General features: G+C 66.0%; 23 protein-coding genes and 1 pseudogene. 16 read left to right on the forward strand and 8 right to left on the reverse strand.

What is annotated here, in order from left to right; all coding sequences use genetic code 11:
* The first annotated feature begins 4 nt into the window (after positions 1 to 4).
* The 6 genes and pseudogenes from GGC30_RS04430 (at position 5) to GGC30_RS04455 (ending at position 7564) form a co-directional block, all read left to right on the forward strand.
* Positions 5 to 1645: a type II and III secretion system protein family protein gene (locus tag GGC30_RS04430; RefSeq protein ID WP_153922873.1), complete on the forward strand. Its 1641-nt coding sequence runs from the start codon at positions 5 to 7 to the stop codon at positions 1643 to 1645.
* 8 nt (positions 1646 to 1653) lie between these two features.
* A complete protein-coding gene (locus GGC30_RS04435; RefSeq protein WP_153922874.1) occupies positions 1654 to 2331 on the forward strand; it encodes a CpaD family pilus assembly protein in 678 nt (225 codons plus the stop codon).
* Positions 2332 to 2333: 2 nt separating this feature from the next.
* Positions 2334 to 3920 carry a cellulose synthase operon protein YhjQ/BcsQ gene (locus tag GGC30_RS04440; protein WP_153922875.1) on the forward strand — a complete coding sequence of 529 codons (1587 nt, stop codon included), beginning with the start codon at positions 2334 to 2336 and terminating at the stop codon, positions 3918 to 3920.
* 172 nt (positions 3921 to 4092) lie between these two features.
* Positions 4093 to 5591, forward strand: a pseudogene (locus GGC30_RS04445) (CpaF family protein).
* Positions 5592 to 5595: 4 nt separating this feature from the next.
* Positions 5596 to 6573, forward strand: a complete 978-nt coding sequence (locus tag GGC30_RS04450; RefSeq protein ID WP_153922876.1) for a type II secretion system F family protein — start codon at positions 5596 to 5598, stop codon at positions 6571 to 6573.
* A 10-nt stretch (positions 6574 to 6583) separates the two neighbouring features.
* Complete coding sequence (locus GGC30_RS04455; protein WP_153922877.1) at positions 6584 to 7564, forward strand: type II secretion system F family protein; 981 nt, start codon at positions 6584 to 6586, stop codon at positions 7562 to 7564.
* Here GGC30_RS04455 and GGC30_RS04460 read toward each other — a convergent pair.
* Together GGC30_RS04460 and GGC30_RS04465 are read right to left on the reverse strand one after the other, a co-directional pair.
* Complete coding sequence (locus GGC30_RS04460; protein ID WP_153922878.1) at positions 7561 to 7995, reverse strand: SRPBCC domain-containing protein; 435 nt, start codon at positions 7993 to 7995, stop codon at positions 7561 to 7563. The genes GGC30_RS04455 and GGC30_RS04460 overlap by 4 nt on opposite strands.
* A gap of 46 nt (positions 7996 to 8041) precedes the next feature.
* A complete protein-coding gene (locus GGC30_RS04465; RefSeq protein WP_153922879.1) occupies positions 8042 to 8398 on the reverse strand; it encodes a hypothetical protein in 357 nt (118 codons plus the stop codon).
* Positions 8399 to 8488: 90 nt separating this feature from the next.
* On the opposite strand from GGC30_RS04465, the gene GGC30_RS04470 reads away from it, so the two are divergent.
* Positions 8489 to 9790, forward strand: coding sequence for an amidohydrolase (locus GGC30_RS04470; protein WP_153922880.1), 1302 nt, complete (start codon positions 8489 to 8491; stop codon positions 9788 to 9790).
* A 69-nt stretch (positions 9791 to 9859) separates the two neighbouring features.
* Here GGC30_RS04470 and GGC30_RS04475 read toward each other — a convergent pair whose 3' ends face one another.
* Positions 9860 to 10354 carry a hypothetical protein gene (locus GGC30_RS04475; RefSeq protein WP_153922881.1) on the reverse strand — a complete coding sequence of 165 codons (495 nt, stop codon included), beginning with the start codon at positions 10352 to 10354 and terminating at the stop codon, positions 9860 to 9862.
* Positions 10355 to 10512: 158 nt separating this feature from the next.
* The gene (dapE, locus tag GGC30_RS04480; protein ID WP_153922882.1) at positions 10513 to 11700 is read right to left on the reverse strand and encodes a succinyl-diaminopimelate desuccinylase; all 1188 of its coding nucleotides are present in this window, start codon (positions 11698 to 11700) and stop codon (positions 10513 to 10515) included.
* 42 nt (positions 11701 to 11742) lie between these two features.
* On the opposite strand from dapE, the gene GGC30_RS04485 reads away from it, so the two are divergent.
* Entirely contained in the window at positions 11743 to 12219 is a 477-nt protein-coding gene (locus GGC30_RS04485) for a cupin domain-containing protein (protein ID WP_153922883.1), read from the forward strand.
* A complete protein-coding gene (locus tag GGC30_RS04490) occupies positions 12216 to 13469 on the forward strand; it encodes an MFS transporter (RefSeq protein WP_370451873.1) in 1254 nt (417 codons plus the stop codon). The genes GGC30_RS04485 and GGC30_RS04490 overlap by 4 nt, the downstream gene beginning before the upstream one ends.
* Positions 13470 to 13551: 82 nt before the next feature.
* Here the strand turns inward: GGC30_RS04490 and GGC30_RS04495 are convergent, their stop codons facing one another.
* Entirely contained in the window at positions 13552 to 14577 is a 1026-nt protein-coding gene (locus GGC30_RS04495) for a 2'-deoxycytidine 5'-triphosphate deaminase (protein WP_055754408.1), read from the reverse strand.
* An 81-nt stretch (positions 14578 to 14658) separates the two neighbouring features.
* On the opposite strand from GGC30_RS04495, the gene apaG reads away from it, so the two are divergent.
* A complete protein-coding gene (gene apaG, locus GGC30_RS04500; protein WP_017506618.1) occupies positions 14659 to 15066 on the forward strand; it encodes a Co2+/Mg2+ efflux protein ApaG in 408 nt (135 codons plus the stop codon).
* A 210-nt stretch (positions 15067 to 15276) separates the two neighbouring features.
* Here apaG and GGC30_RS04505 read toward each other — a convergent pair whose 3' ends face one another.
* Positions 15277 to 15813: a GcrA family cell cycle regulator gene (locus GGC30_RS04505; RefSeq protein WP_017506617.1), complete on the reverse strand. Its 537-nt coding sequence runs from the start codon at positions 15811 to 15813 to the stop codon at positions 15277 to 15279.
* A 230-nt stretch (positions 15814 to 16043) separates the two neighbouring features.
* On the opposite strand from GGC30_RS04505, the gene GGC30_RS04510 reads away from it, so the two are divergent.
* The 6 genes from GGC30_RS04510 to GGC30_RS04535 all read left to right on the forward strand — a co-directional run bounded on the left by GGC30_RS04510 (position 16044) and on the right by GGC30_RS04535 (position 21108).
* Positions 16044 to 16874, forward strand: a complete 831-nt coding sequence (locus GGC30_RS04510; protein ID WP_153922884.1) for an ABC transporter permease — start codon at positions 16044 to 16046, stop codon at positions 16872 to 16874.
* 42 nt (positions 16875 to 16916) lie between these two features.
* Positions 16917 to 17915: a M28 family metallopeptidase gene (locus tag GGC30_RS04515; protein ID WP_153922885.1), complete on the forward strand. Its 999-nt coding sequence runs from the start codon at positions 16917 to 16919 to the stop codon at positions 17913 to 17915.
* Complete coding sequence (locus GGC30_RS04520; RefSeq protein ID WP_153922886.1) at positions 17912 to 18436, forward strand: YcxB family protein; 525 nt, start codon at positions 17912 to 17914, stop codon at positions 18434 to 18436. Before GGC30_RS04515 ends, GGC30_RS04520 begins: the two co-directional genes overlap by 4 nt.
* A 91-nt stretch (positions 18437 to 18527) precedes the next feature.
* Positions 18528 to 19721 (forward strand): aspartate aminotransferase family protein, encoded by a 1194-nt coding sequence (locus tag GGC30_RS04525; RefSeq protein WP_295189207.1) that lies wholly within the window; start codon positions 18528 to 18530, stop codon positions 19719 to 19721.
* On the forward strand, positions 19721 to 20635 hold the full coding sequence (gene argF, locus GGC30_RS04530) for an ornithine carbamoyltransferase (protein ID WP_153922888.1): 915 nt from the start codon (positions 19721 to 19723) through the stop codon (positions 20633 to 20635). Before GGC30_RS04525 ends, argF begins: the two co-directional genes overlap by 1 nt.
* A 20-nt stretch (positions 20636 to 20655) precedes the next feature.
* On the forward strand, positions 20656 to 21108 hold the full coding sequence (locus GGC30_RS04535; protein WP_153922889.1) for a hypothetical protein: 453 nt from the start codon (positions 20656 to 20658) through the stop codon (positions 21106 to 21108).
* A gap of 64 nt (positions 21109 to 21172) precedes the next feature.
* Here the strand turns inward: GGC30_RS04535 and GGC30_RS04540 are convergent, their stop codons facing one another.
* Both GGC30_RS04540 and GGC30_RS04545 read right to left on the reverse strand, forming a co-directional pair.
* The gene (locus tag GGC30_RS04540; RefSeq protein ID WP_370451874.1) at positions 21173 to 21670 is read right to left on the reverse strand and encodes a pyridoxamine 5'-phosphate oxidase family protein; all 498 of its coding nucleotides are present in this window, start codon (positions 21668 to 21670) and stop codon (positions 21173 to 21175) included.
* 61 nt (positions 21671 to 21731) lie between these two features.
* Positions 21732 to 21950, reverse strand: a complete 219-nt coding sequence (locus GGC30_RS04545; RefSeq protein ID WP_153922891.1) for a hypothetical protein — start codon at positions 21948 to 21950, stop codon at positions 21732 to 21734.
* Positions 21951 to 22117 lie beyond the last annotated feature (167 nt).

Below are 22117 nucleotides of genomic sequence, written 5' to 3' on the forward strand. Positions count from 1 at the left end.
ACCGATGCGCCGACCCACGATGCGCAAGGCCGCCGCCGCAGCCGCCTGCGCCCTTCTGGCCACTCTGGCCGCCGCGCCGGCCGGCGTCGCCCAGACCCGCGCCGCCGTCTCGACGGGTGCGGCGCAGCGCCTTATCAACCTGCCGCGCGGCACCTCGTTCGCGGTGGATCTGCCCGCCGACGCCCGCGACGTCATCGTCTCCAATCCGCAGGTGGCCGAGGCCATGCTGCACTCGCCGCGGCGCATCACAGTTATCGGCATCGCGCCGGGAGAAACCGACGCCGTCTTCTTGGACGCAGCCGGCCGCACCATACTGAGCCTGCGGGTTCGGGTGGACGCCGGCACCAGCGCGCTTCAGGACACGTTGAGCCGCATCGCTCCTGGTGGGCAGATCCACGCGGAAGCCGTCAACGACAGCGTCATCCTGACGGGGGTTGCAGATAATCCCGCTCAAGCGGCTCAGGCCGCGCGCGTGGCCGCCGCCTTCGTCTCAGCGCCGGAGAAGGTGATCAACATGATCAGCGTCGCCGGTTCCGACCAGGTGACGCTGCGGGTGCGCGTGGTGGAGGTGCAACGCAACGCGCTGAAACAGCTTGGCTTCAGCTCCGACATCTTGAAGGGCGCGGGCATCCATTCGTATGGCTTCAGCCGACCCAATACCTACGGCGTCAACGGATCGGCGGCCGGCGGAACGGGTCTGTGCTACGGTCAAAATGGCGGCCGGACGACTAACGTGTCGAACTCGAACACCACCACCAGCCAGACCAGTTCCGGCGGGGCGTCGGCAAGTGGTCAACAGGCGACGAGCGGTTCCTTCCCCTCGACCGTCACCGTGACAGATGTCAATGGCAACGTGGTCCAGATTCCTGCGACGGCTATCGGTCAGTCCACTGTGTCATCTGGCTCTAGCAACACGATCACCAGCGCCATCTCCAATATTGCGTCGACCGCCTTCCAGACACTGACGGGCACGAATGCGAGCGGCTGTCTTGAGGCCTTCGAACGCGTGGGATTGGCCCGGACGCTGGCCGAACCCAACCTGACGTCTGTGAATGGCGAAGCGGCGAACTTCCTGGCCGGCGGCGAGTTTCCGCTGCCGACAGGACGTGACCGGGATGGCAACATCACCGTGATCTACAAGCCCTATGGCGTGGGTCTGGCCTTCCGGCCGGTGGTGATGTCCGGCGGTCGCATTTCCTTGCAGGTGAAGGTCGAGGTTTCAGAACTAACGGCTCAAGGCGGTTTCACCATCGGCGCCGGCACGCCCTCGTCCATCACTCTGCCGGGTCTGACGGTTCGGCGCAGTGAAAACACCGTGGAACTGCCATCGGGCGGATCGATGATGATCGCGGGCCTGCTTCAGGAAACCACGCGCCAGACGGTGGACTCTCTGCCGGGGGTGACCAACCTGCCGGTCCTGGGATCGTTGTTCCGGTCGCGCGATTATCTGATGGGTGAAACCGAACTGGTGGTCATCGTCGAGCCCTATATCGTCAGTCCGACCTCGCCCGATCGGATGCAGACGCCGGCCGACGGCCTGCGCATGGCCAGCGATAGTCAGACCATTTTCTTCGGCCAGTTGAACCAGGTCTACGGGCTGCCGAATGCGCCCCCGGCCGGTTCGGTCGGCTATGTGATCGAGTGAGCACATCCATGACTCGCACCCTGATTGCTACACTTGTGACGACCACGGCCCTGGCGCTGGGCGCCTGTGTCGGCGGCCCCGCCAGCTTGGGCGGCGAGCCGCCGCTGACGCCGACCTCGCGTTATCAACTCCAGGTCGAGCCGAATCTGGATCGGATCGCCCTCGCGGTTCACGACAGCGGCCTGTCACCAACGCAAAACGGCGCGCTGCAAGAGTTGGTCGGGCGCTATCGCTACGTCGACGCCGTGCCGATGGTCATCGAAGCCCCCGCCGGAAACGATCCGGTGGCCCTGAAGATCGCCTATGACGTTCAATCGGCCTTGGCGGCCTACGGCGTCGCGCCGGAGCGCATCACCTTGGTCAGCTACGCCGCGCCGGATCCGCGTGCGCCCGTGGTCGTCGGCTATCAGACGATCCGCGCCGCCGTGCCGCAGTGCGGAACCGCCTGGGGCAATCTGAGCCGGACCGGCGACAATCAGTCGGCATCGAACTTTGGATGCGCCGTGACGGCCAATCTGGCGGCCCAGATTGAGGATCCACGCGACATCCAGCGGCCACGCGCCATGACGCCAGCAGACGCCGGGCGGCGAACCGTAGTGTTCGATGCCTATCGCGGCGGCAAGCCGACGTCGGCGGATCGTGAAGACCTGATCCGGGATACCGCCGTGTCCCGTGCGGTGAACTGATCATGAGCACAGCCCCAGCCCCTCGCGGGTTCGACACCTTCGACGACGCGTTCGATGTCGATATGGAGTTCGCGCCTCCGGTTGACGACGTCGCAGCGCCGCGCAGCCCGCTTCAGTTCACGCCTGCGGCGTCGGCGATGCCGGCCGGTGCGGCGCCTCAGCCCCAATCGCCGCTTCAAGCCGCGCCCCTGGCGCCGGTCTCGGCCGCCCCGGTCTATGCGCCCGACGCCGCTGGCTTCAATCCGGTCGGTGACGTGGTCGCCCAGGCGCAAGCCAGCCTGATGGACACGGGTCTGGCCTTTACCGGTCTGGCCCCCGCCAGCAACATCGGTGAAGTGTCGGTGCCGCGCATCGCCATCCATGTCTTCGCCGAGCGCCAGGACACCCTCGCCTCGGCCGAGCGTGCGGCCCAGGACCGTCGCCTGTCGCGCGCCACGACCCAGATCCGAGTCGGCGGCGTCGCTGCGGCCGTCGAGACCTATCAGCATGAGCCGACACCGCCGCTGATCATCGTCGAGTGCCTGAAAGACCCCCAGACCCTGCTGTGGGAAGTCGATCAGCTGGCCGAGGTCTGCGACGCCGGCACCAAGGTCGTGGTGATCGGCGCGACGAACGACATCATCCTGTTCCGCGAGCTGATGCGGCGCGGGGTCAGTGAATATCTGGTCGCGCCCTTGCAGCCGCTGCAGCTGATTGCGGCCATCGGCGGCCTGTTCAACGACCCGGCCCAGCCCTTCGTGGGTCGCACCATCGCCTTCGTCGGGGCGCGGGGCGGGGCGGGGGCCTCGGCCGTGGCGCACAACACCGCCTATGCGATTTCCGAGCGGATCGGCGCCAATACGGTGATCGTCGATTACGACCTGCCGTTCGGCACCGCCGGCCTGGATTTCAACCAGGACCCGCTGAACGGCGTCGCCGACGCCCTGGGCCAGCCCGATCGGCTGGATTCAACGCTGCTGGACCGGATGATGGTCCGCTGCACCGACAAGCTGAGCCTGTTTGCGGCGCCCGCCAGTCTCGACACGGACTGGGACATCTCGACCGAGGCGTTCGAGGAGGTCACCAACCAGATCCGCGCCACGGCGCCCTTCGTCGTGCTGGACCTTCCGCACCTGTGGTCGCCGTGGATGCGCCGCACCCTGATCAGCGCTGACGAGGTGGTGGTCGTGGCGACGCCGGACCTGGCGTCCCTGCGCAACGCCAAAAACATGATCGACCTGATCCGTCAGGGCCGCCCCAATGACGCGCCGCCGCGCCTGGTGCTGAACCAGGTCGGCGTGCCGGGTCGCCCGGAAATTCCGGCCAAGGACTTCGGCGCGGCGCTCGGGGTGCATCCGAGCCTGATCATTCCGTTCGACGCCAAGACCTTTGGCGCGGCCGCCAACAACGGCCAGATGATCCTGGACGCCGGCGCGAAGACCAAGTCGGCCGAAGCCTTCCAGACCTTGGCCCAGATCGTGTCGCGCCGCGAACTGCCGATGGTGGCGGGCCCCAAGGCCAAGCCGGCAAAGGCTGGCAAGGCAGAGAAGACCAAGCCGGCCGATGGGGCGTCGAAATCCTTGTTCGCCAATATGTTCAAGAAGCGCTGACGCATGTTCGGCAAACGCACAGGTCAGCCCGGCGCCGCCCCTGCGCCCCTGCGGCCGGCTCCGGCCCCCGCTGCGGCATCCGCGCCCGGCGGCGAACCTGTGTCCGTGTTCAGCATGCAGGCGACCGCCGCGCCGATGGCGGCGACAAGCAAGACGCCAGCCTACGCCTTTGCTGACGAGGAACTGGAGCCGGCGGCCGACGCCTTCGACCGCGCGTCCGCGCCGACCCAGCCCGCGCCGGCCGATCGTCTGGACGCCCTGGCTTCGCGTCCCAAGCCCAAGCCGGCGCCTGAGGCTCCGCGTCCTACCGGCAATGTCGCAGGCACGGGCCCGAAGGCCACGGCGGGTCTTGAACAGCTGAAGAAGGCCCAGGCGGTCGCCGAGATCGTCCGCGAACAGAGCGACTACTATCACGCCACGAAGACGACGATCTTCAACGCGTTGATGAACACCATCGACCTGGCCCAGCTGGCGCATCTGGACCAGAAGGCGGCGTCGGAAGAGATCCGCGACATCGTCGCCGAACTGGTGGCGATCAAGAACGTCTCCATGTCGGTCGCCGAGCAGGAGCATCTGGTTCAGGACATCGTCAACGACGTTCTGGGCTATGGTCCGCTGGAGCCGCTGCTGAGCCGCGACGACATCGCCGACATCATGGTCAATGGCGCCGGCCGCGTCTTCATCGAGGTCGCAGGCAAGGTGCAGCTGACCAATGTCCGGTTCCGCGACAACACTCAGCTGATGAATATCTGCCAGCGGATCGTGAGCCAGGTCGGCCGTCGCGTGGACGAAAGCAGCCCCATCTGCGACGCCCGTCTGCCGGACGGTTCGCGCGTCAACGTCATCGCTCCGCCGCTGGCTATCGACGGCCCGACGCTGACGATCCGGAAGTTCAAGAAGGACAAGCTGACGATGAAGAATCTGGTGGAGTACGCCTCCATCAGTCCCGAGGGCGCGCGCGTTCTCGGCGTCATAGGCGCGTCGCGATGCAATCTGGTCATCTCGGGCGGCACCGGCTCGGGCAAGACGACGCTGCTGAACACCCTGACGGCCTTCATCGACCCGACCGAGCGCGTCATCACCTGCGAGGACGCCGCCGAACTGCAACTGCAGCAGCCGCACGTCGTGCGTCTGGAAACTCGCCCGCCGAACCTGGAAGGCCAGGGCACGATCACGATGCGGGATCTGGTCAAGAACTGCCTGCGGATGCGTCCCGAGCGGATCATCGTCGGCGAGGTGCGCGGACCCGAGGCGTTCGACCTGTTGCAGGCCATGAACACGGGCCACGACGGGTCCATGGGCACGCTGCACGCCAACAGCCCGCGCGAGGCCATCAGCCGGATGGAGTCCATGATCACCATGGGCGGCTACGGCCTGCCGTCCAAGACGATCCGCGAAATGATCGTCGGCTCGGTTGACGTCATCATCCAGGCCGCCCGTCTGCGCGACGGTTCGCGCCGCATCACTCACATCACCGAGGTCGTGGGCCTGGAAGGCGATGTGATCGTGACGCAGGACCTGTTTGTCTACGACATCACTGGCGAGGACGAGAACGGCAAGATCATCGGCCGTCATCGCTCGACCGGCATCGCCCGTCCCCGCTTCTGGGACCGCGCCCGATACTACGGGCTGGAGCGCGAGCTGGCCGACGCCCTGGACGCGGCGGAATAGGACGATGCTTCCAATTCTCGCCGCCGTTCTGGCCTTCATCACCATCGGCGGACTGGGCTGGGTCTTCGTCGGTGGAGACGATTCCTCGGCCCAAGCCGTCAAGCGCGCCCAGAGCATGGGCGAACCCAAGAAGAGCGCCGCGATCGCCCGCAAGGCCGCCGCCGCCAATACGCCGGAGGCGCGTCGCAAGCAGATCCTGGTTCAGTTGCAGGACGCCGACCGGCGCGAGCGCAAGGCGCGCACGACCCTGGCGGCCCGCCTGAAACAGGCCGGCCTGAGTTTGAGCGTCCGCACCTTCTACATCATCTCGGCGGTGGTCGGGCTGGTGACTGGCCTAGGCGCGCTGATCTTCGGACTGCCGATCCTGGTGGTGCTAGGGATCGCCTTGATTTTCGGCCTGGGACTGCCGCGCTGGGTCGTGGGCTTCCTCGGCAAATCGCGGATGAAGAAGTTCTCGCTTGAGTTTCCCAACGCCGTCGACGTGATCGTGCGCGGCATCAAGTCGGGCCTGCCGGTCCACGAGTGTTTCAAGATCATCGCCCGCGAGAGCTCGGCTCCGCTTGGGCCCGAATTTCAGACGCTTGTTGAGGGCCTGGGCGTCGGCCTGACCCTGGAGCAGGCGTTGGAGAAGATGTACGGCCGGATGCCGACGTCGGAATTGCGATTCTTCACAATCGTCATCGCCATCCAGCAGAAGACCGGCGGCAACCTGGCCGAGGCGCTGGGTAATCTGTCGGCCGTGCTCCGCGCTCGTCGGATGATGGGCGAAAAGATCAAGGCTCTGTCGTCCGAAGCCCTGGCTTCGGCCGGCATCATCGCCTCCCTGCCGCCTGCGGTCATGACGATGGTCATGTTCACGACCCCCTCGTACATGATGCCGCTGTTCACCGATTTCCGCGGCAACTTCATGCTGCTGATGGCGGCGCTGCTGATGGCGACCGGCATCTTCGTCATGAAGCGCATGATCTCGTTCAAGTTCTAAGGCCGGGATCATGGAAAGCTTCATCCGCTTCATCACCGACCCGCAGAACCTGCTTAGCATCGGCGTGGGTGTGCTGGTCTTCGCCACGGTCGTCACCCTGTTGTCGTCGATGACGGGCGGGGTTGCGCTGGACAAGCGGATGAAGGCCGTCGCGGAACGCCGCGACGACCTGAAACGCCGATCACGCGCGAACATGGCCGGTGGTCAGGGCGCGCTGCGTCACACTGATGACGGCTTCAAGAAGCGGATCGTGGATCGGCTGAACCTCAGCAAGCTGCTGGAAGATCCCAAGGTCGCGGGTCAGATGGTGCAGGCCGGCTATCGCGGGCCGCGTCCGCTGACGACCTTCTACTTCTTCCGCTTCGCTTCGCCCTTCATTTTCATGATCGTGGCGGCCTTCTATCTATTCGTGATCAAGGTCGTGGACTGGCCTACGATGAACAAGGTGACCGCGACCATGGCGGCGGCGGTCGCCGGCTTCTATGCGCCGAACATCTATTTGAAAAATCGGATCGACAAGCGCCGCGCCTCGATCATGCAGGCGTTCCCTGACGCGCTGGACCTTCTGCTGATCTGTGTCGAGGCGGGCATGTCGATCGAGGCGGCGATCGCCAAGGTCAGCCAGGAGATGGGGCCGTCTTCGATCGATCTGGCCGAGGAGCTTTCGCTGCTGTCGGCGGAGTTGAGCTATCTGCCCGACCGTCGCATGGCCTACGAAAATCTGGGCAAGCGCACCAACCACCCGGGCGTGAAGTCGGTCGCGACCGCCATGACGCAGGCCGAGACCTACGGCACGCCGCTGGCCACCGCTTTGCGTGTGATGGCGAAGGAAAATCGCGATTTGCGGATGTCCGCCGCAGAGAAGAAGGCCTCGGCCCTGCCGGCCAAACTGACCGTGCCCATGATCCTGTTCTTCCTGCCGGTCCTGTTCATCGTCATTCTGGGGCCGGCGATCCTGAACGTCATCGATATGATGAAGGACGGGCGTTAGGCGCGCTCCGCCGCCGCCTTCAGACCCTCTGCGGCGCTTTCCAGCGCCTTTTTCATCGCCGGGCGATGCTTGTCGTGGAACAGCTCGCCGCGAATGCCTGAAAAGCGGATGCCGATGGCGACGATGCAGTTGCCGGGCGCCAGCTCCTCGATCTGGATGTAGCGCAGGCTCTGGAACAGGAATCCGCGCCGTTCGGCCCAGACCAGCCGCGCGCGCGGCTGCCATTCCACCACCTGGGCCGCCGACTGGCGTTCCGCCATGTCCGGCCATGCCTCGGTCATGGTCAGACGGCCGCCATAGGCGATGGCGCCCTCGACGTCCCTGTCGATCGGGTTCCAGGCGCCCCAGCCGGGCAGGTCCGCGACCAGGTCCCAGATGCGGTCCGAGGTCGCCTGAACGCCGACGCGTTTTTCGATGCGAGTGTCATCCATGGTTTCGCTCTGACACGGCTGGCCGCCGGAAGAAAGGCGCCGAGCCTCAGTCGGCGGCGTCGATCCGCTTCAACCGCCGTCCGTCGTCCAGCGCCAGCCGCGTCTTGACCTCGAACAGATCGGCGCCGGCCGGAATGATCAGCAGCTTCTTGGGCTGGGCCGTGTTGACGGCGACGACGGCGCCCTTGGGACAGATGTCGAAACAGTCGGCGCCGACGACCGTCAGCTCGCCCTTGCGACCCTGTTTGCCCTTCTTCAGGTGCAGATATTTGCGCAGCGCCTTCTTCAGCGTCAGATCGCCGCCGGGGCCGAAGCCGCCGTCCAGCTTTTTCGAACATTTGCGGCAGACCAGAACGACGTCTCGCCATTCGGTCTTTGCGCTCTTGAAGGCCTTCTCACCCATGCGGACAGAAATCGCCGTTCGCGACGGCTTGCACAAGCGGGTGCGGCGCCGTCACCTGTCGTCGGGCTGAAAATTTCACGGGACCTTCACATGCGCCGATTGTTCGCCGCCTCCACACTGGCGCTGCTGCTTGCCGCCGGCGCCGCTCAGGCTCAGGTCGATACGGCCAGCGTGGACGCCGCCGTGCAGCGCGTCATGCCAGAGGTCGTCGCCTGGCGGCGAGACTTTCACCAGCATCCCGAACTGGGCTTCGCCGAGACCCGTTCGGCCGGGGTGATCGCCGAACACCTGCGGTCGCTGGGACTGGAGGTCCGAACCGGGGTCGGCAAGACGGGCGTGATCGGTGTGCTGCGCGGCGCGCGATCGGGGCGGGTCGTGGCCCTGCGCGCCGACATGGACGCCCTGCCGGTGCAGGAGGCGACCGGCCTCGACTTCGCCTCGAGCGCGACCGGGACCTATATGGGCAATACGGTTCCCGTGGCCCACGCCTGCGGCCACGACATGCATATGGCCATGCTGATGGGCGCGGCCGAGGTGCTGGCCGGGATGAAGGACCGGATCGCCGGCACGGTGGTCTTCGTCTTCCAGCCGGCCGAGGAGGGCGCGCCTCCGGGAGAGCCCAAGGGCGGGGCGGCCCTGATGATCGCCGAAGGGGGGCTGAACGATCCCAAGCCTGAGGCTATCTTTGGCCTGCACGTCGTGCCGGGCCGTCCGGGCAGCGTCTTCTATCGGCCGGAAGGGTTCATGGCCGCCTCCGACCGCGTGGACATCCGCCTGAAGGGCAAGCAGACGCACGGCGCCTGGCCTTGGCGCGGGGTCGATGTGATCGCGGTGGCGGGTCAGGTGGTCGAGACGGTCAACACCCTGACCGCGCGCACGGTCGATCCGACCACGACCCCGACCGTCTTCACCATCGCCACGATCAACGCCGGCGTCCGCTACAACATCATCCCCGACAGCGCGACGCTGTCGGGCACCCTGCGCACCTTCGATACGGCCCAGCGCGACGCCCTGGTCGCCCGTGCGGAGACCGCCATCGACCACGTCGCAGAGGCCTACGGCGCCACCGCCGAGTTCGGCGTCAAACAGAATGCGGCTTTGGTGTTCAACGACCCCGGCCTGTCCGCCTGGCTGGCCCCGGTCCTGACCGAGGCGGCGGGCGAGGGCAACGTCAACCCCGCCACGCCCCCGACCACGGTGGCCGAGGACTTCAGCTATTTCCAGCAGGTCATCCCCGGCGTCTTCTACCATCTCGGGGCCAGTCCCGACGGCGTCGACCCGTCCCAGTCCGCCCCGAACCATTCGCCGGAGTTTTCACCGAACGAGAAGGTGCTGCCGCTGGGGGTGAAGACGCATGTGCTGACGGCGCTGCGGTTCTTGGAGCGGAGTTAGGCAGGGCGTGATTACACGCATCAGCTAACGTCTTGGCAGGGCGGCGGACGCCGAATGTCGTTTAGCTGACTACTTCTGCATCTTTGCAGCATCGGCCATCATGGCTTCGGTGATGAAACCTGCAACAAGACGAAATGCATGAGCCGTGGGATGTTCAGCTTCAAACAGATCGCTTTCATCAACCGCCAAGTCCATCGCCCCTGCTCCTAGCCGATCATAATTCTGGCGATAGACTTGCCAGAGATAATCGACGTCCATGTATGCCGAGACAACTTCCTCAAGGAACGATGCCTCGGCACCCTCGCTATCCCACGGACCGAAAAGTTCTTCATATGCGCCTTGGCTCCCGAGGCTCACGCGCTCTACAAACTCGTCGAAATGATCACTTAGAGGGTTGTTCGTCTGATCGAAAAGCCAGCACCAGATGTGGACTGCATAGCCGACGGCAAACGGGTAAATCTCTCGCCAAGTCTCATGATCTGCACGATCGCTGACTCGCTCATATGATCGCCATGTCTTGAGGGTGACATGGTCGGCGAGAAGTTGGATCTCAGCAGTCGACATAGCTACCCTAAAAATAGGCCTTATCAGCTAGTCCCACCCTCTTGAGAACCAGCCATATGGTCAATGCAAAACTATGGCTTGCTCTGACTGCCAAAGGTTAAATTGGGCGGCTTCGCCGAGCTGATTTCGCCTATGTGAATTGACGACAGATAGTCGCTCTACAACCGCTCGAACACCGTCTCGATCACCCGGCGATAGACCGCCGTCAGCGTCTCCAGCTCCGCCGTCGGCACGCGTTCGTCGATCTGGTGCATGGTCTGGCCGACCAGGCCCAGTTCCAGCACCGGGCACAGGGCGCGGATGAAGCGGGCGTCGGAGGTGCCGCCGGTGGTCGAGGCCTCGGGGCGACGGCCCGCCACGGCCTCGACAGCGTCCTGAACCGCCTCCACGAAGGCGCCCGGCTCGGTCAGGAAGGCCTCGCCCGAGCATAGGTGCTCCAGGGTGATCTGAAGTCCGGTCTCGGCCTGCATGGCGCCGGCCTCGCGGTTCAGCCAGTCGATCAGGGCGTCGCCGGTATGGCTGGGGTTGAAGCGGATGTTCAGCCGCGCCGTCGCCTGGGCCGGGATGATGTTGGTCGCCGGATTGCCGATGTCGATGGTGGTGATTTCCAGGTTCGATGGGGGGAAGTTCTCGTAGCCTTCGTCCAGAACGTGGTCGTTCAGGTGGGCCATCAGCTTCGCGATCACCGGGGCCGGGTTGGCGGCGCGCTCGGGATAGGCGACGTGGCCTTGCTTGCCGTGGACGGTGATCCAGGTGTTCAACGAGCCGCGCCGCCCGACCTTGATCATGTCGCCCAGCTGTTGCGACGACGAGGGTTCGCCGACGACGCAGGCGTCGATGACCTCGCCCTCGGCGGCCAGGGCCTCGACCACGCGCTTGGTGCCGTGCAGGGCGGGGCCTTCCTCGTCGCCGGTGATCAGGAAGGAGAGGGAGCCCTCGGGCTCGCGGTCCGCGATGACCTGGGACACGGCGGCGACCCAGGCGGCGATCCCGCCCTTCATGTCCACTGCGCCGCGACCGTACAGGACGCCGTCCTTGACCTCGGCGTTGAAGGGTTGCGACGACCACTGATCCGACGGGCCGGTCGGGACCACGTCCGTATGGCCGGCGAAACACAGGTTGGGCGAGGCGGTCCCGCGCCGCGCATACAGGTTCTCGATCCGCGCATGGACGCCTTGCCCGCCTGGTCCCTCGAAGGCCAGTCGGCGGCAGGTGAAGCCCAGCGCCGTCAGATGCCGCTCCAGCACATCCATCGCCCCCTCGTCGGCGGGGGTGACGGAGGGGATGCGGATCAGGTCGCGAGTCAGTTCGACGGGATCGATAACGGGAGTTGATGCGCGGCTCATGCGGCTATGCTTTACGGAAATCGCACGAAGGCGAGAAGGCCCATGCCCAAGATCGACATCGACAGCGCGCCGAGAGGCGACGGTACGACCTATCCCGAAGAGTTCGCAGAGCCGTGCAAGCCACGCCGCCGCTGGCGGCTGGGCGATGCGGCGGGGCTGAGCCAGTTCGGCGTCAACCTGCTGCGGCTGCCCGACGGCGCCTGGTCCAGCCAGCGCCACTGGCACGCCGACGAGGACGAGTTCGTCATGGTGGTCGAGGGCGAGGTGGTCCTGATCGAGGACGACGGCGAGACGGTTCTGCGCGCCGGCGACTGCGCCGGGTTCAAGGCCGGCGTGCCGAACGGCCATAAGCTGGAGAACCGATCCGGCCATGACGCGGTTCTGCTCGAGGTCGGCACGCGCAGCCCGACCGTCACCCCTTGCGACTACCCCGACATCGACATGGTCCTGCCTGCGGGCGCGGACCGCTATTTCCACCGCGACGGTTCGCCCTATCCGAAACAGCCCAGACGCACGTGACCTCAGACTCCATTGACGCCGGCCCCGACAGTCCGTGGGGCATTCGCGACTTCCGCCTGTTGTGGTTCGGCCGCGTGGTCGCCGTTCTGGCGATCCAGATTCAGTCGTCGGCCCTGTTGTGGCAGGTCTATGAGATCGCCCGGCGCGATCACCCGATCGAGGAGGCCAGCCTGTATCTGGGGCTGGTGGGGCTGTGTCAGTTCCTGCCGTTGCTGGCCTTTACCCTGCCCGCCGGGGCGATGGCGGATCGGCGCGACAGAAAGCGCACGGTGTGGATCTCGATCCTGGTCGAGGCGGCCTGCGCGGGATCGTTCCTGGCCATGGCCCTGCATGGCAACCCGCCGCTGTGGGGTCTGTTGGCGGTCGCGGCCCTGTTTGGCGCGGCGCGGGCGTTCTTGGCGCCGGCCAGCCAGGCCTTCCTGCCGATGGTGGTGGGGCGCAAGGCCCTGCCGCCCGCCATCGCGGCCCAGTCCATCGCGTTTCAGACCGGGGCTATCGCCGGCCCGGCCCTGGGCGGGGTGATCGTGGGGGTGAACGTGCCCCTGGCCTATGCGGTGTCGTTGGGCATGTTCCTGCTGGCTGTCGCGGCCTTCATCCTGATCCGCACCAGCGGCAAGCCCGCGCCCCAGGCCAATCCGCTGTCGCCGGTGGATTCGGTCAAGGAGGGGCTGGCCTATGTCTGGAAGACCAAGATCGTGCTGGGCGCCATTTCGTTGGATCTGGTGGTGGTGCTGCTGGCGGGCGTGGCCCTGCTGACGCCCATCTTCGCGCGCGACATCCTGCATGTCGGACCGCAAGGGTTCGGCCTGCTGCGGGCGTCGTTCGGCGTGGGGGCCATGGTCATGGCCATTTATCTGAGCCGCTATCCGATCCGTCAGAACGGCGGGCGCTGGATGTTCGCGGCGGTGGCGGTGTTCGGCCTGTGCACCATCACCTTCGGCCTGTCGCGCATCGTCTGGCTGTCGGGCCTGGCCCTGTTCATTGGCGGGGCGGCGGACATGATCAGCGTCAATGTGCGCCAGACCCTGATCCAACTGGCCACGCCCGATCACATGCGCGGCCGGGTGTCGTCGGTGTCCATGCTGTTCATCGGCGCCTCGAACGAACTGGGCGAGGCCTATTCCGGCGTCATGGTCCGGCTGCTGGGCGCGGTCGGCGCGGCGGTGTTCGGCGGGTTCGGCGCCCTGGCCGCGACCGGGGCCTGGGCGACGATGTTCCCGGGGCTGAGGAAGGCGGACAAGCTCACTTGAGTGGCGAGTATCGCGTGACGAGTGGCGAGGACGATATCGAACGGCTCGTCACTCGCCACTAACTACTCGCCACCCGGCGCGATCACCACGCCTTGAAATGCTTCGACAGCTTCAGGCCCTGGTTCTGATAATGGCTGCCGCTTTCGCCATACAGGCGGCTGGGGCGTTCGGTCAGGGGCTCGTAAACCAGGCGGGCGACGATCTGGCCGTGTTCCAGCAGGAACGGCGTGTCGTGGGTGCGGACTTCCAACACGCCTTTCGAGCCCGCGCCATGCGCCTCGTCGGTGCCGAAGCCGGGGTCGAAGAAGCCGGCGTAGTGGACGCGGAACTCGCCGACCGACGGATCGATGGGGGTCATTTCGGCGGCCTGATCGACCGGGATTTCGACGTCGTCGGACGAGGCCAGAATGTAGAACTCGCCCGGATCCAGCAGCAGTTCGCCACGGCGCAGGCTCAGCGGCTCCCAGAAGTCGCGCGGGTCGTGGCCGTCGATGTGGTCCAGATCCACCACGCCCGCATGGCGACGCCCGCGGAAGCCGACGATGTCGCCGCCCTGCAGATCGACGCCGACCGAGCGGGTCTCCAGCTTGGGCGGGTCGCCGGCCTTGAGCCGCAGCTGGTTCAGGCGCGTGCCGGGACGGACCAGGATGGAGAAGGTCTGGGGCGCGACCTCCATATAGAGCGGGCCGTCATAGCCTTCTGCCACGTCATCGAAGCTGGCGCCCTGATCGGTCAGCAGACGCACGAAGACATCGACGCGGCCGGTCGAGCTTTTCGGATTGGCGCGGGCGATAAGGCCCTGGGGCAGTTTCAGCCGCTCCTGAAGGCGCACGATATAGACGCAGCCCTTTTCCAGCACGACGCCCGCCTCGGTGATCTCGATGGCGTGCATGGCCACGTCTGCGATGCGGTCCTCGACCTTGCGTCGCCCGGGCAGGAAGGAGGCGCGCACGCGCCAGGCTTGGTCCGACAGCCGCAGATCCAGGCTGGCCGGCTGGACCTGGTCGTGGTCGAAGGGCGTGTCGGACGTGACGGCGCCGGCGGCGATCAGCGTCTCGATGGACTGGGCGGGCAGGATGCCGGGACGGGGCGCTTGGAAGGAGCTCATGGCGTCTGTCTCACACGGTTTTCACGACTTGTCTCCAAGTCGCGCTTGCAGCCCGCGCGTGGCGGGGCGAGCATATAGCCCATGCACGATGGTCCTGCCTATACCGCCGAGACGAACGGCATTCTGATCCGGGTGCGGCCCAGCTATCTGGCGGGCCAGTCCGATCCCGACGAAGGCCGCTGGGTCTGGGCCTACCAGATCGAGATCGTGAACCTGACGGGCTCGACGGTGCAGCTGATGGCGCGTCGCTGGACCATCACCGACGGCCACGGCCATGTCGAAGAGGTGCGCGGCCCCGGCGTGGTCGGCGAACAGCCGGTGATCGAGCCGGGCGGCAGCTACGCCTACGCCTCGGGCTGTCCGCTGGGCACCGACAGCGGCTCAATGGTGGGCGCCTATTATATGACGGATGCGGATGGGCGCAGTTTCGAGGCGCAGATTCCGGCGTTCTCGCTAGATACGCCGGATGCGCGGCGGGTGCTGAACTGAGGGCGGATGGGGCTGCGTCAACCCGGATGAACCGCAGCCCCGCCCCCGAAGTCTCGCCGGCCGCTTGCGCGAACCGGCGAGGGGGAAGTCGGCTCCCTAGGGAGCATCTTTTTGGCGCTACGTTCGCGAAGCGGTCGCTCGCGACTTGAGCGCAGTCGTGCGCCCTGCGCGAAACGCCGCGCTCATGTCGCGCGAAGCGCGGTAGCGCCCTTAGATGTAACGACGCAGGCTGCGGGCCAGATCGGAACCGCTTTCCTTGGAGCCGCGACGGACTTGCGGCTGGTAGGCGACACGGGCGTGTTCGACGCAATAGACGCCTTCCGACGAGCGGCGGCCGCAGAAGCTGAACTCGCGCGACGACGGGTCGCCGATCGGCCATTTGCACATGTGGGCGCCTAGCGTCATCACGGTCGCCGTGCCCGGCAGGTCCGGGATCGGGGCGGGGACGGGCGCGGCGGGTTCGACCGGCTTGGGCTGGACGGCTTCCAGACGGCGCGGGGCCGAAGGTTGCTGCGCCGGAGCGGCCGGCGCCGGACGCGGACGCGCGGTGCGGAAGGTCGCGGCGACGGTGCGCGCCGGTTGCGACGGGGCGGCCCGGCCCGACAGGCCCAGACGGTGCACCTTGCCGATCACGGCGTTTCGGGTGACCCCGCCGCCCAGTTGTTTGGCGATCTGGCTCGCGGACTGGCCCTCAAGCCAGAGCTTCTTTAGCGCGCCTACGCGGTCGTCGGTCCAGCCTGCGGTCATGCCACCCTCCAGCGAGTTTGGATTCAATATCTAGGTCCAGGCTCCCCCTCCGGGGTCTTGACCTACAACTAATCGTAAACCAGCCGTTAAGAGACGCAAGATGTGCGAATCATCCTGTCCACAGAAACCAGATATTGAATCATCGTTAAGGTTAAGGCGGCGCCGTCGTTTTCGGGACGATCTCGCCTGATCTCTTGCGAAGCGCGGCGGTCGAGCGCATCTGGCGGGCCATGACCGATACGCCCGATCTGATCTCCACCCGGCCTGCCGGCCTCCCGCAGCCGCGTCGCTATCCGGGGATCAACTGGATCGGGGTGCAGACCCTGTATCTGCGCGAGGTGCGTCGCTTCTGGAAGGTGGGCGCCCAGACGGTGGCGGCGCCGGTGGTCACGACGCTGCTCTATATGCTGGTGTTCGTGGTGGCGCTTCAGAACGCGCGGCCGCCGCTGCACGGCACGCCGTTCGCGCTGTTCGTCGCGCCCGGCCTCATCATGATGGCCATGTTGAACAACGCCTTCGCCAACGCCTCGTCCAGCCTGATCCAGGCCAAGATCATGGGTACCGCGACCGATTTCCTGACCCCGCCGCTCAGCCCGCTGGAGCTGACGCTGGGCTTTACGCTAGGCGCCGCGACGCGCGGCCTGGCGGTCGGTCTGGTGACGGCGATCTGCGTGCTGCCGTTCGCGCCGCTGGCCATCGCCAACATCTTCGCCATCGTCTGGTTCGCCCTGGCCGCCTGTTTCATCATGGGCATGACCGGGGTGCTGGCGGGGCTGTGGAGCGAGAAATTTGACCACCTGTCGGCGGTCCAGAACTTCATCGTCATGCCAATGACCTTCCTGTCGGGGACCTTCTATCTGGTCGAGAACCTGCCCGAGCCGTTCCGGGCGCTGAGCCGCTACAACCCCTTCTTCTATCTGATCGACGGCTTCCGTTACGGCTTCATCGGCCATGCCGAGAGCAATCTGACGGTCGGCGTCATAGGGTCGGCCGTGCTGATGGCCGTCATGGGCGTGGTTTGCTGGCTGGTGTTCCGCTCGGGCTGGCGTCTTAAGAGCTAGATCGCTACCTGTTGCGGATCGCTCCCCCGAGAGGTCCGCTTCATGCTGTTTCGTTCGCTCGTCGCCGCCACGGCCCTGTTCGCCGCTGTTCCCGCCTTCGCTCAGGAAGCGACGCCCCAGGCCGGCGACCGCCCCGACATCGCCGCCGGCGCTGCCCAGTTCGTCAAGCCCACCAATGCCGAGCGGACCCAGGTCCTGGTCGGTTTCCTGACGACGCTGGGCTTCACGCCCGAAATCCAGACCTTCGAGGGTGGCAACCAGGCCACCGGCCCGATGGAAGGCGCCAATGTCGTCGTCACCGTGGGCGAGGGCGACAAGGATATCGTCCTGACCGCCCACTATGACGCGGTGAAGCTGCGCGACGGAACCCTGTCGCAGGGCATTGTCGACAACGTCGGCTCGGTCATGGCGATGATGGAAGCGGCCAAGACGCTGGACATGGCGCTGGAAGGTCAGCCGGTCGCCCACCGCTTCGTCTTCGTCTTCACCGACCAGGAAGAGCTGGGCCTTCTGGGCGCCAAGGCCTTCCTTGAGAAACACGGCAAGGACCGGATCGCCGCCGTCATCAATGCCGATGTCGCCGCCTATGGCCAGACGGTCATGTATGGCGAGAACAATGGGCCGCAGTCGGCCTTCGTGCTGGAGACGCTGCGCGGCCTGTGCGCCGAACGCGGCTTCGACTGCATGCCCTATCCGACCTATCCGCCTAGCGACGACCGCGCTTTCTCGGCCGCCGGCGTGCCGGTGGTGTCGATGGGCACCCAGGATGCGGTCGGCGCCCACCAGATGTGGCTGGCCTTCAACGGCGGCAAGGACAACGGTTTGAAGGAGGGCTTCGTCCCGCCCGTCTTCCAGCGCATCCACTCGACCGAAGACAAGCTGTCGCATCTGAAGGGCGTCGACGTCGCCCGTTTCGGCCTGTTCATCGCCGACCTGGGCCTGGCGCTGGACAAGAAGCTGGTCGAAATCCAGGCCAAGGACGCGGCCGTCGCCGCCGAAACCGCACCGGCGGCCCCGGTAACGACGCCCGGCGGCGAGTGACGACGGTCATCGAGGTTCGCGGCGTCCAGCCGACGCCGAAGGAAGGTCGGGCGGCCGTCAAGGCGTGGCCCGTCGTCCGGCGCTGTGCGAACCTGCCCGTGTTGTTTCTGGGCGGCGCCATGCTGGCGACCATCGCCGTCTGCATTGGTTTGCCCCTGGAGCGGACCGGCTGGATCGTCGGCCTGCAGTTGGTTGGGCTGTACGGCTTTATCGGGCTGTCGGCGCTGGCGCATTACAGGGTTATGGCGGCGGCGCGCCGGTCGCCGATTGCGCAGAAGCCAACCGACTGGCGCATCGATGACAGCGGTCTGGCCCTGTCGGGGGCGGATTTCGAAACCCGCATCGGCTGGCGCAATCTGGTCGCGGTGGTGGAGGAGAAGGATCGGCTGCTCTTCGCAGCCTCGCCCAACACCAACTTCATCCTGCCCTTGCGCGTGCTGGAGACGGATCAACTGCAGGCGTTGCGCGTCTTGATCGCCGATGTGCGAGCGCGGGGCGTCCTTGGCGCCGGTGTTGACTAAGACCCTCCCGCGTCCGACAACGCCTGACCGTATTGATCCGGCTCCGTCGCGCTCGCGCCGGGGCCGTCTCGCTTTTGGAGGTCTTGGTCCCGTGTCCACTGAGCATTTGATGGGTGTCTACAATCGCGCGCCGCTGGAAGTGGAACGCGGCCGAGGCGCGCGTCTGTGGGCGACCGACGGGACCGAATATCTCGACTGCGTCGCCGGCATCTCGACCAACGGCCTGGGCCACGCCCATCCCGAACTGGTCCAGGCGGTCAAGGACCAGGCCGAGAAGCTGTGGCACGTCTCCAATATCTTCCGCATTCCGGGTCAGGAAGCGCTGGCTGACGCCCTGTGCGAATCCAGCTTCGCCGACGTGGTGTTCTTCACCAACTCGGGCACCGAAGCCGTCGAATGCGCGCTGAAGACGGCGCGCAAATACCACTCGGCCAACGGCGCGCCTGAGCGGATCGACATCTACGGCTTCGACGGCTCGTTCCACGGTCGGACCTATGGCGCGATCAACGCCGCCGCCAACCCCAGCTATACTGAGGGCTTCGGCCCGCCGATGCAGGGCTTCCACCAGCTGAAGTGGGGCGACCACGAGGCGATCAAGGCCGCCATCGCCAACCCCACGACCGCCGCCATCATCGTCGAGCCCGTGCAGGGCGAGGGCGGCTGCCGCGCCATGCCCGAACAGTGCCTGCGGGGGCTGCGCGACCTGTGCGACGAACACGGCGTCCTGATCATCTTCGATGAGGTCCAGTGCGGCATGGGCCGGACCGGCAAGCTGTGGGCCCACGAATGGGCGGGCATGGCGCCGGACATCATGGCGGTGGCCAAGGCCCTGGGCGGGGGCTTCCCCATCGGCGCCTGCCTGGCCTCGGCCAAGGCGGCCAAGGGGATGACGGTCGGCGTTCACGGCTCGACCTTCGGCGGTAACCCCTTGGCCATGGCCGTGGGCCAGAAGGCGCTGAGCCTGATCAACAGCCCCGAGACGCTGAACAACGTCAACGAGGTCGCCGGCTATCTGAAGCAGCAGTTCGCCGGCCTCCAGGAACGCTTCCCCGATGTGATCGCCGACGTGCGCGGCAAGGGCCTTCTGATCGGCATCAAGATGGTGCCGAACAATCGCGAGTTCATGGCCCTGGCGCGCGACACGCAGCGGCTGCTGATCGCCGGCGGCGGCGACAACTGCGTGCGCCTGCTGCCGCCGTTGAACCTGACGCTGGACGAGGCCCGCGAAGCCGTGGCCCGTTTCGAAGCGGCCTGCGAGGTCGCCCGCGAAAAGCTGGCGGCCTGATGGTCCGGCACTTCCTCGACATCCACCGGCTGGACGCGGCGGATTTGCGCGCCATCCTGGACGACGCCCATGCCCGCAAGGCCGCCCGCAAGGGCTGGCCCCAGGGGCGCGCCGACGCCGATGCCCCGGGCAAGGACCGCGTTCTGGCGATGATCTTCGAGAAGAACTCGACCCGCACGCGGTTCAGCTTCGACGCGGCGATCCGCCAGCTGGGCGGCTCGTCCATCATCGCCACGGCCTCGGACATGCAGTTGGGCCGCGGTGAGCCGGTGGAGGACACCGCCCGGGTTCTGTCGCGCATGGTCGATGCGGTGATGATCCGCGCCAACGATCACGAGGATGTCGAGCGGTTTGCCCGCGTCTCGACCGTGCCGGTGGTCAACGGCCTGACCGACCGGTCGCACCCGTGCCAGATCCTGGCCGACCTGCAGACGATCGAGGAGCGTCGCGGGCCGATCGCCGGCAAGACGATCGCCTGGATCGGCGACGGCAACAACGTCTGCCACAGCTTCATGCACGCGGCGCCCAAGTTCGGCTTTCATCTGAACGTCGCCTGCCCGGCGGAATATCACCCGGACCTTCGCGACCTGGCCAAGGGCGGCGACGCCGTCACCCTGACCAGCGATCCGCGCGAGGCGGTCAAGGGCGCCGACGTCGTCGTCACCGACACCTGGGTCTCCATGGGGGATCAGGACTATGAGGCGCGGCTGGCGGCGTTCGAACATTACGGCGTCGATGAAGCCCTGATGGATCTCGCCGATCCCGAAGCGGTCTTCCTGCATTGCCTTCCCGCCCACCGTGGCGAGGAAGTCACCGACGCCGTCATCGACGGGCCGCGCTCTCTGGTCTGGGACGAGGCCGAAAACCGCATCCACGCCCAGAAGGCCGTTTTGGCCTGGTGCTTCGGGGGATGACATTGGAGGACTGGAAGGCGATGTCGACCGCGTCGCGCTTCTGGTTTGTCGTTGTAATGCTTCTGGCTGTTTCGGTCGGCGCCTTCGCGCTCTTCACCGCGGCGGCGCCGACGCTTGATCCGGGCAAGTTCTTTTATGAAGCCGTCACCGTTGAAGGTCGCGTCGGCATATCGTCTTACACGGGGCTGCCGGTGCTCGTGATCACTGACAGAGAGGGCCGCAATCACGCGTCGCGATGCAACCCTTATGATCGTGACCAGGCCTGCGTTGATTTGGCGCTGGTCAGAGGGCTGCGCCAAGGCCAGCAGGTCAACGTCGGATTTATAAGAGCCAAGTTCTGGCCGTCAGCTGACGACGCGATCGTCCGCTTGGCCTCGAACGATCATGTTTTTCTGGAGTGTGCCGATCGGCTCGATGCGTTGGGAGTGGACCGCTCGCGAATATCCGGGGTCGAGCGGATATCTGGCTGCTGACAGTAAAAAGCCGGGGATCGCTCCCCGGCTTTTCCAGATCACGACAGATTAGTAATCAGTCTTCTTACAGCTTCACGTCCGACACGCCGCCGACATCCGGGACGCTCTTGGTCAGGTTGGCCTTCAGGACTTCGTAGCCGAAGCCGAGCGCGCCCTTGTCGGACACCCAGACGCGGCCGTCGTCGGCGTCGAAGCGGACCAGGGTCAGGTGCGCGTCTTCCTTGCCGTCCGGGTACCAGGCGGCGACGACGGGGTTCCAGTATTTCTCGATGCGGCTGCGGTCCTGATCGATGGCCAGGCGGCCGTGGATGCAGGCCTGAACCTTGCCGTCCTTGGCCTGGTAGCAGAACATGCCGTTCTGGCCGCCGCCGGCGACGTCACGGGCGAAATCGGTGTCGTCGCGGGTGAAGAACCAGATGGTGCCCGTCTCGTCCTCGCCGAAACCGGTCATGGGTTGGTGGTGATAGCCGGGGCGATCGATGCCCAGCATGCCGGTGTTGGACTCCTTCAGGCTTTTCCAGAATTCCTTCTCGGCCTCGGCGGGGGTCAGTTTGTCGGACACGCGGTCTCTCCTTAAGTGGTTCGCAAGGTTCAACCGACCGACCCCAATCGGGTTCCCGCCTCTAGGCGCCGGGTATCCAAGGCGCACGCTCGGCGCCGAATATCGTCGCCAGGTGGATCAGCAGCAGCATGGCGATCGCCGCCGCGCCGACCATCAGGAAGCGCCACGGCATCAGGCGCGGTCCCTTGAACGGATCTGGCGGCCGGGTGCCGCGCCATCCGCAAAAGACCATGACGGCGAGGGCGACGCCCAGCAGGACGAGGGTGGTGGTCAGGCTCATGCGCCGCAGGTGGCGAAAGCCGCGCCGCTTGGCAAGCGAACCCTTGCCGGGAGGTTAATCTTCATGCCGCGTTAACCGAGATGATTCACAAATCCGGCTGTCTGGCGTGATGTCCACAGGATTGGGATATCGCTGCTAGATATTGCGGTTAACCATCAGTTTACACC

The organism is Brevundimonas sp. SPF441 (assembly GCF_009661015.1).
Lineage (GTDB): Bacteria > Pseudomonadota > Alphaproteobacteria > Caulobacterales > Caulobacteraceae > Brevundimonas > Brevundimonas vesicularis.

What these genes read in the sequence shown, in the direction of transcription:
- GGC30_RS04465 (WP_153922879.1), bottom strand. Translation starts at nt 8,398, where the DNA reads ATGGGTGAGAAGGCCTTCAAGAGCGCAAAGACCGAATGGCGAGACGTC.
- GGC30_RS04515 (WP_153922885.1), top strand. Translation starts at nt 16,917, where the DNA reads ATGCTGTTTCGTTCGCTCGTCGCCGCCACGGCCCTGTTCGCCGCTGTT.
- GGC30_RS04430 (WP_153922873.1), top strand. Translation starts at nt 5, where the DNA reads ATGCGCCGACCCACGATGCGCAAGGCCGCCGCCGCAGCCGCCTGCGCC.
- GGC30_RS04460 (WP_153922878.1), bottom strand. Translation starts at nt 7,995, where the DNA reads ATGGATGACACTCGCATCGAAAAACGCGTCGGCGTTCAGGCGACCTCG.
- GGC30_RS04440 (WP_153922875.1), top strand. Translation starts at nt 2,334, where the DNA reads ATGAGCACAGCCCCAGCCCCTCGCGGGTTCGACACCTTCGACGACGCG.
- argF (WP_153922888.1), top strand. Translation starts at nt 19,721, where the DNA reads ATGGTCCGGCACTTCCTCGACATCCACCGGCTGGACGCGGCGGATTTG.
- GGC30_RS04505 (WP_017506617.1), bottom strand. Translation starts at nt 15,813, where the DNA reads ATGACCGCAGGCTGGACCGACGACCGCGTAGGCGCGCTAAAGAAGCTC.
- GGC30_RS04510 (WP_153922884.1), top strand. Translation starts at nt 16,044, where the DNA reads ATGACCGATACGCCCGATCTGATCTCCACCCGGCCTGCCGGCCTCCCG.
- GGC30_RS04455 (WP_153922877.1), top strand. Translation starts at nt 6,584, where the DNA reads ATGGAAAGCTTCATCCGCTTCATCACCGACCCGCAGAACCTGCTTAGC.
- GGC30_RS04545 (WP_153922891.1), bottom strand. Translation starts at nt 21,950, where the DNA reads ATGAGCCTGACCACCACCCTCGTCCTGCTGGGCGTCGCCCTCGCCGTC.
- apaG (WP_017506618.1), top strand. Translation starts at nt 14,659, where the DNA reads ATGCACGATGGTCCTGCCTATACCGCCGAGACGAACGGCATTCTGATC.
- GGC30_RS04470 (WP_153922880.1), top strand. Translation starts at nt 8,489, where the DNA reads ATGCGCCGATTGTTCGCCGCCTCCACACTGGCGCTGCTGCTTGCCGCC.
- GGC30_RS04535 (WP_153922889.1), top strand. Translation starts at nt 20,656, where the DNA reads ATGTCGACCGCGTCGCGCTTCTGGTTTGTCGTTGTAATGCTTCTGGCT.
- GGC30_RS04495 (WP_055754408.1), bottom strand. Translation starts at nt 14,577, where the DNA reads ATGAGCTCCTTCCAAGCGCCCCGTCCCGGCATCCTGCCCGCCCAGTCC.
- GGC30_RS04475 (WP_153922881.1), bottom strand. Translation starts at nt 10,354, where the DNA reads ATGTCGACTGCTGAGATCCAACTTCTCGCCGACCATGTCACCCTCAAG.
- GGC30_RS04450 (WP_153922876.1), top strand. Translation starts at nt 5,596, where the DNA reads ATGCTTCCAATTCTCGCCGCCGTTCTGGCCTTCATCACCATCGGCGGA.
- GGC30_RS04435 (WP_153922874.1), top strand. Translation starts at nt 1,654, where the DNA reads ATGACTCGCACCCTGATTGCTACACTTGTGACGACCACGGCCCTGGCG.
- dapE (WP_153922882.1), bottom strand. Translation starts at nt 11,700, where the DNA reads ATGAGCCGCGCATCAACTCCCGTTATCGATCCCGTCGAACTGACTCGC.
- GGC30_RS04485 (WP_153922883.1), top strand. Translation starts at nt 11,743, where the DNA reads ATGCCCAAGATCGACATCGACAGCGCGCCGAGAGGCGACGGTACGACC.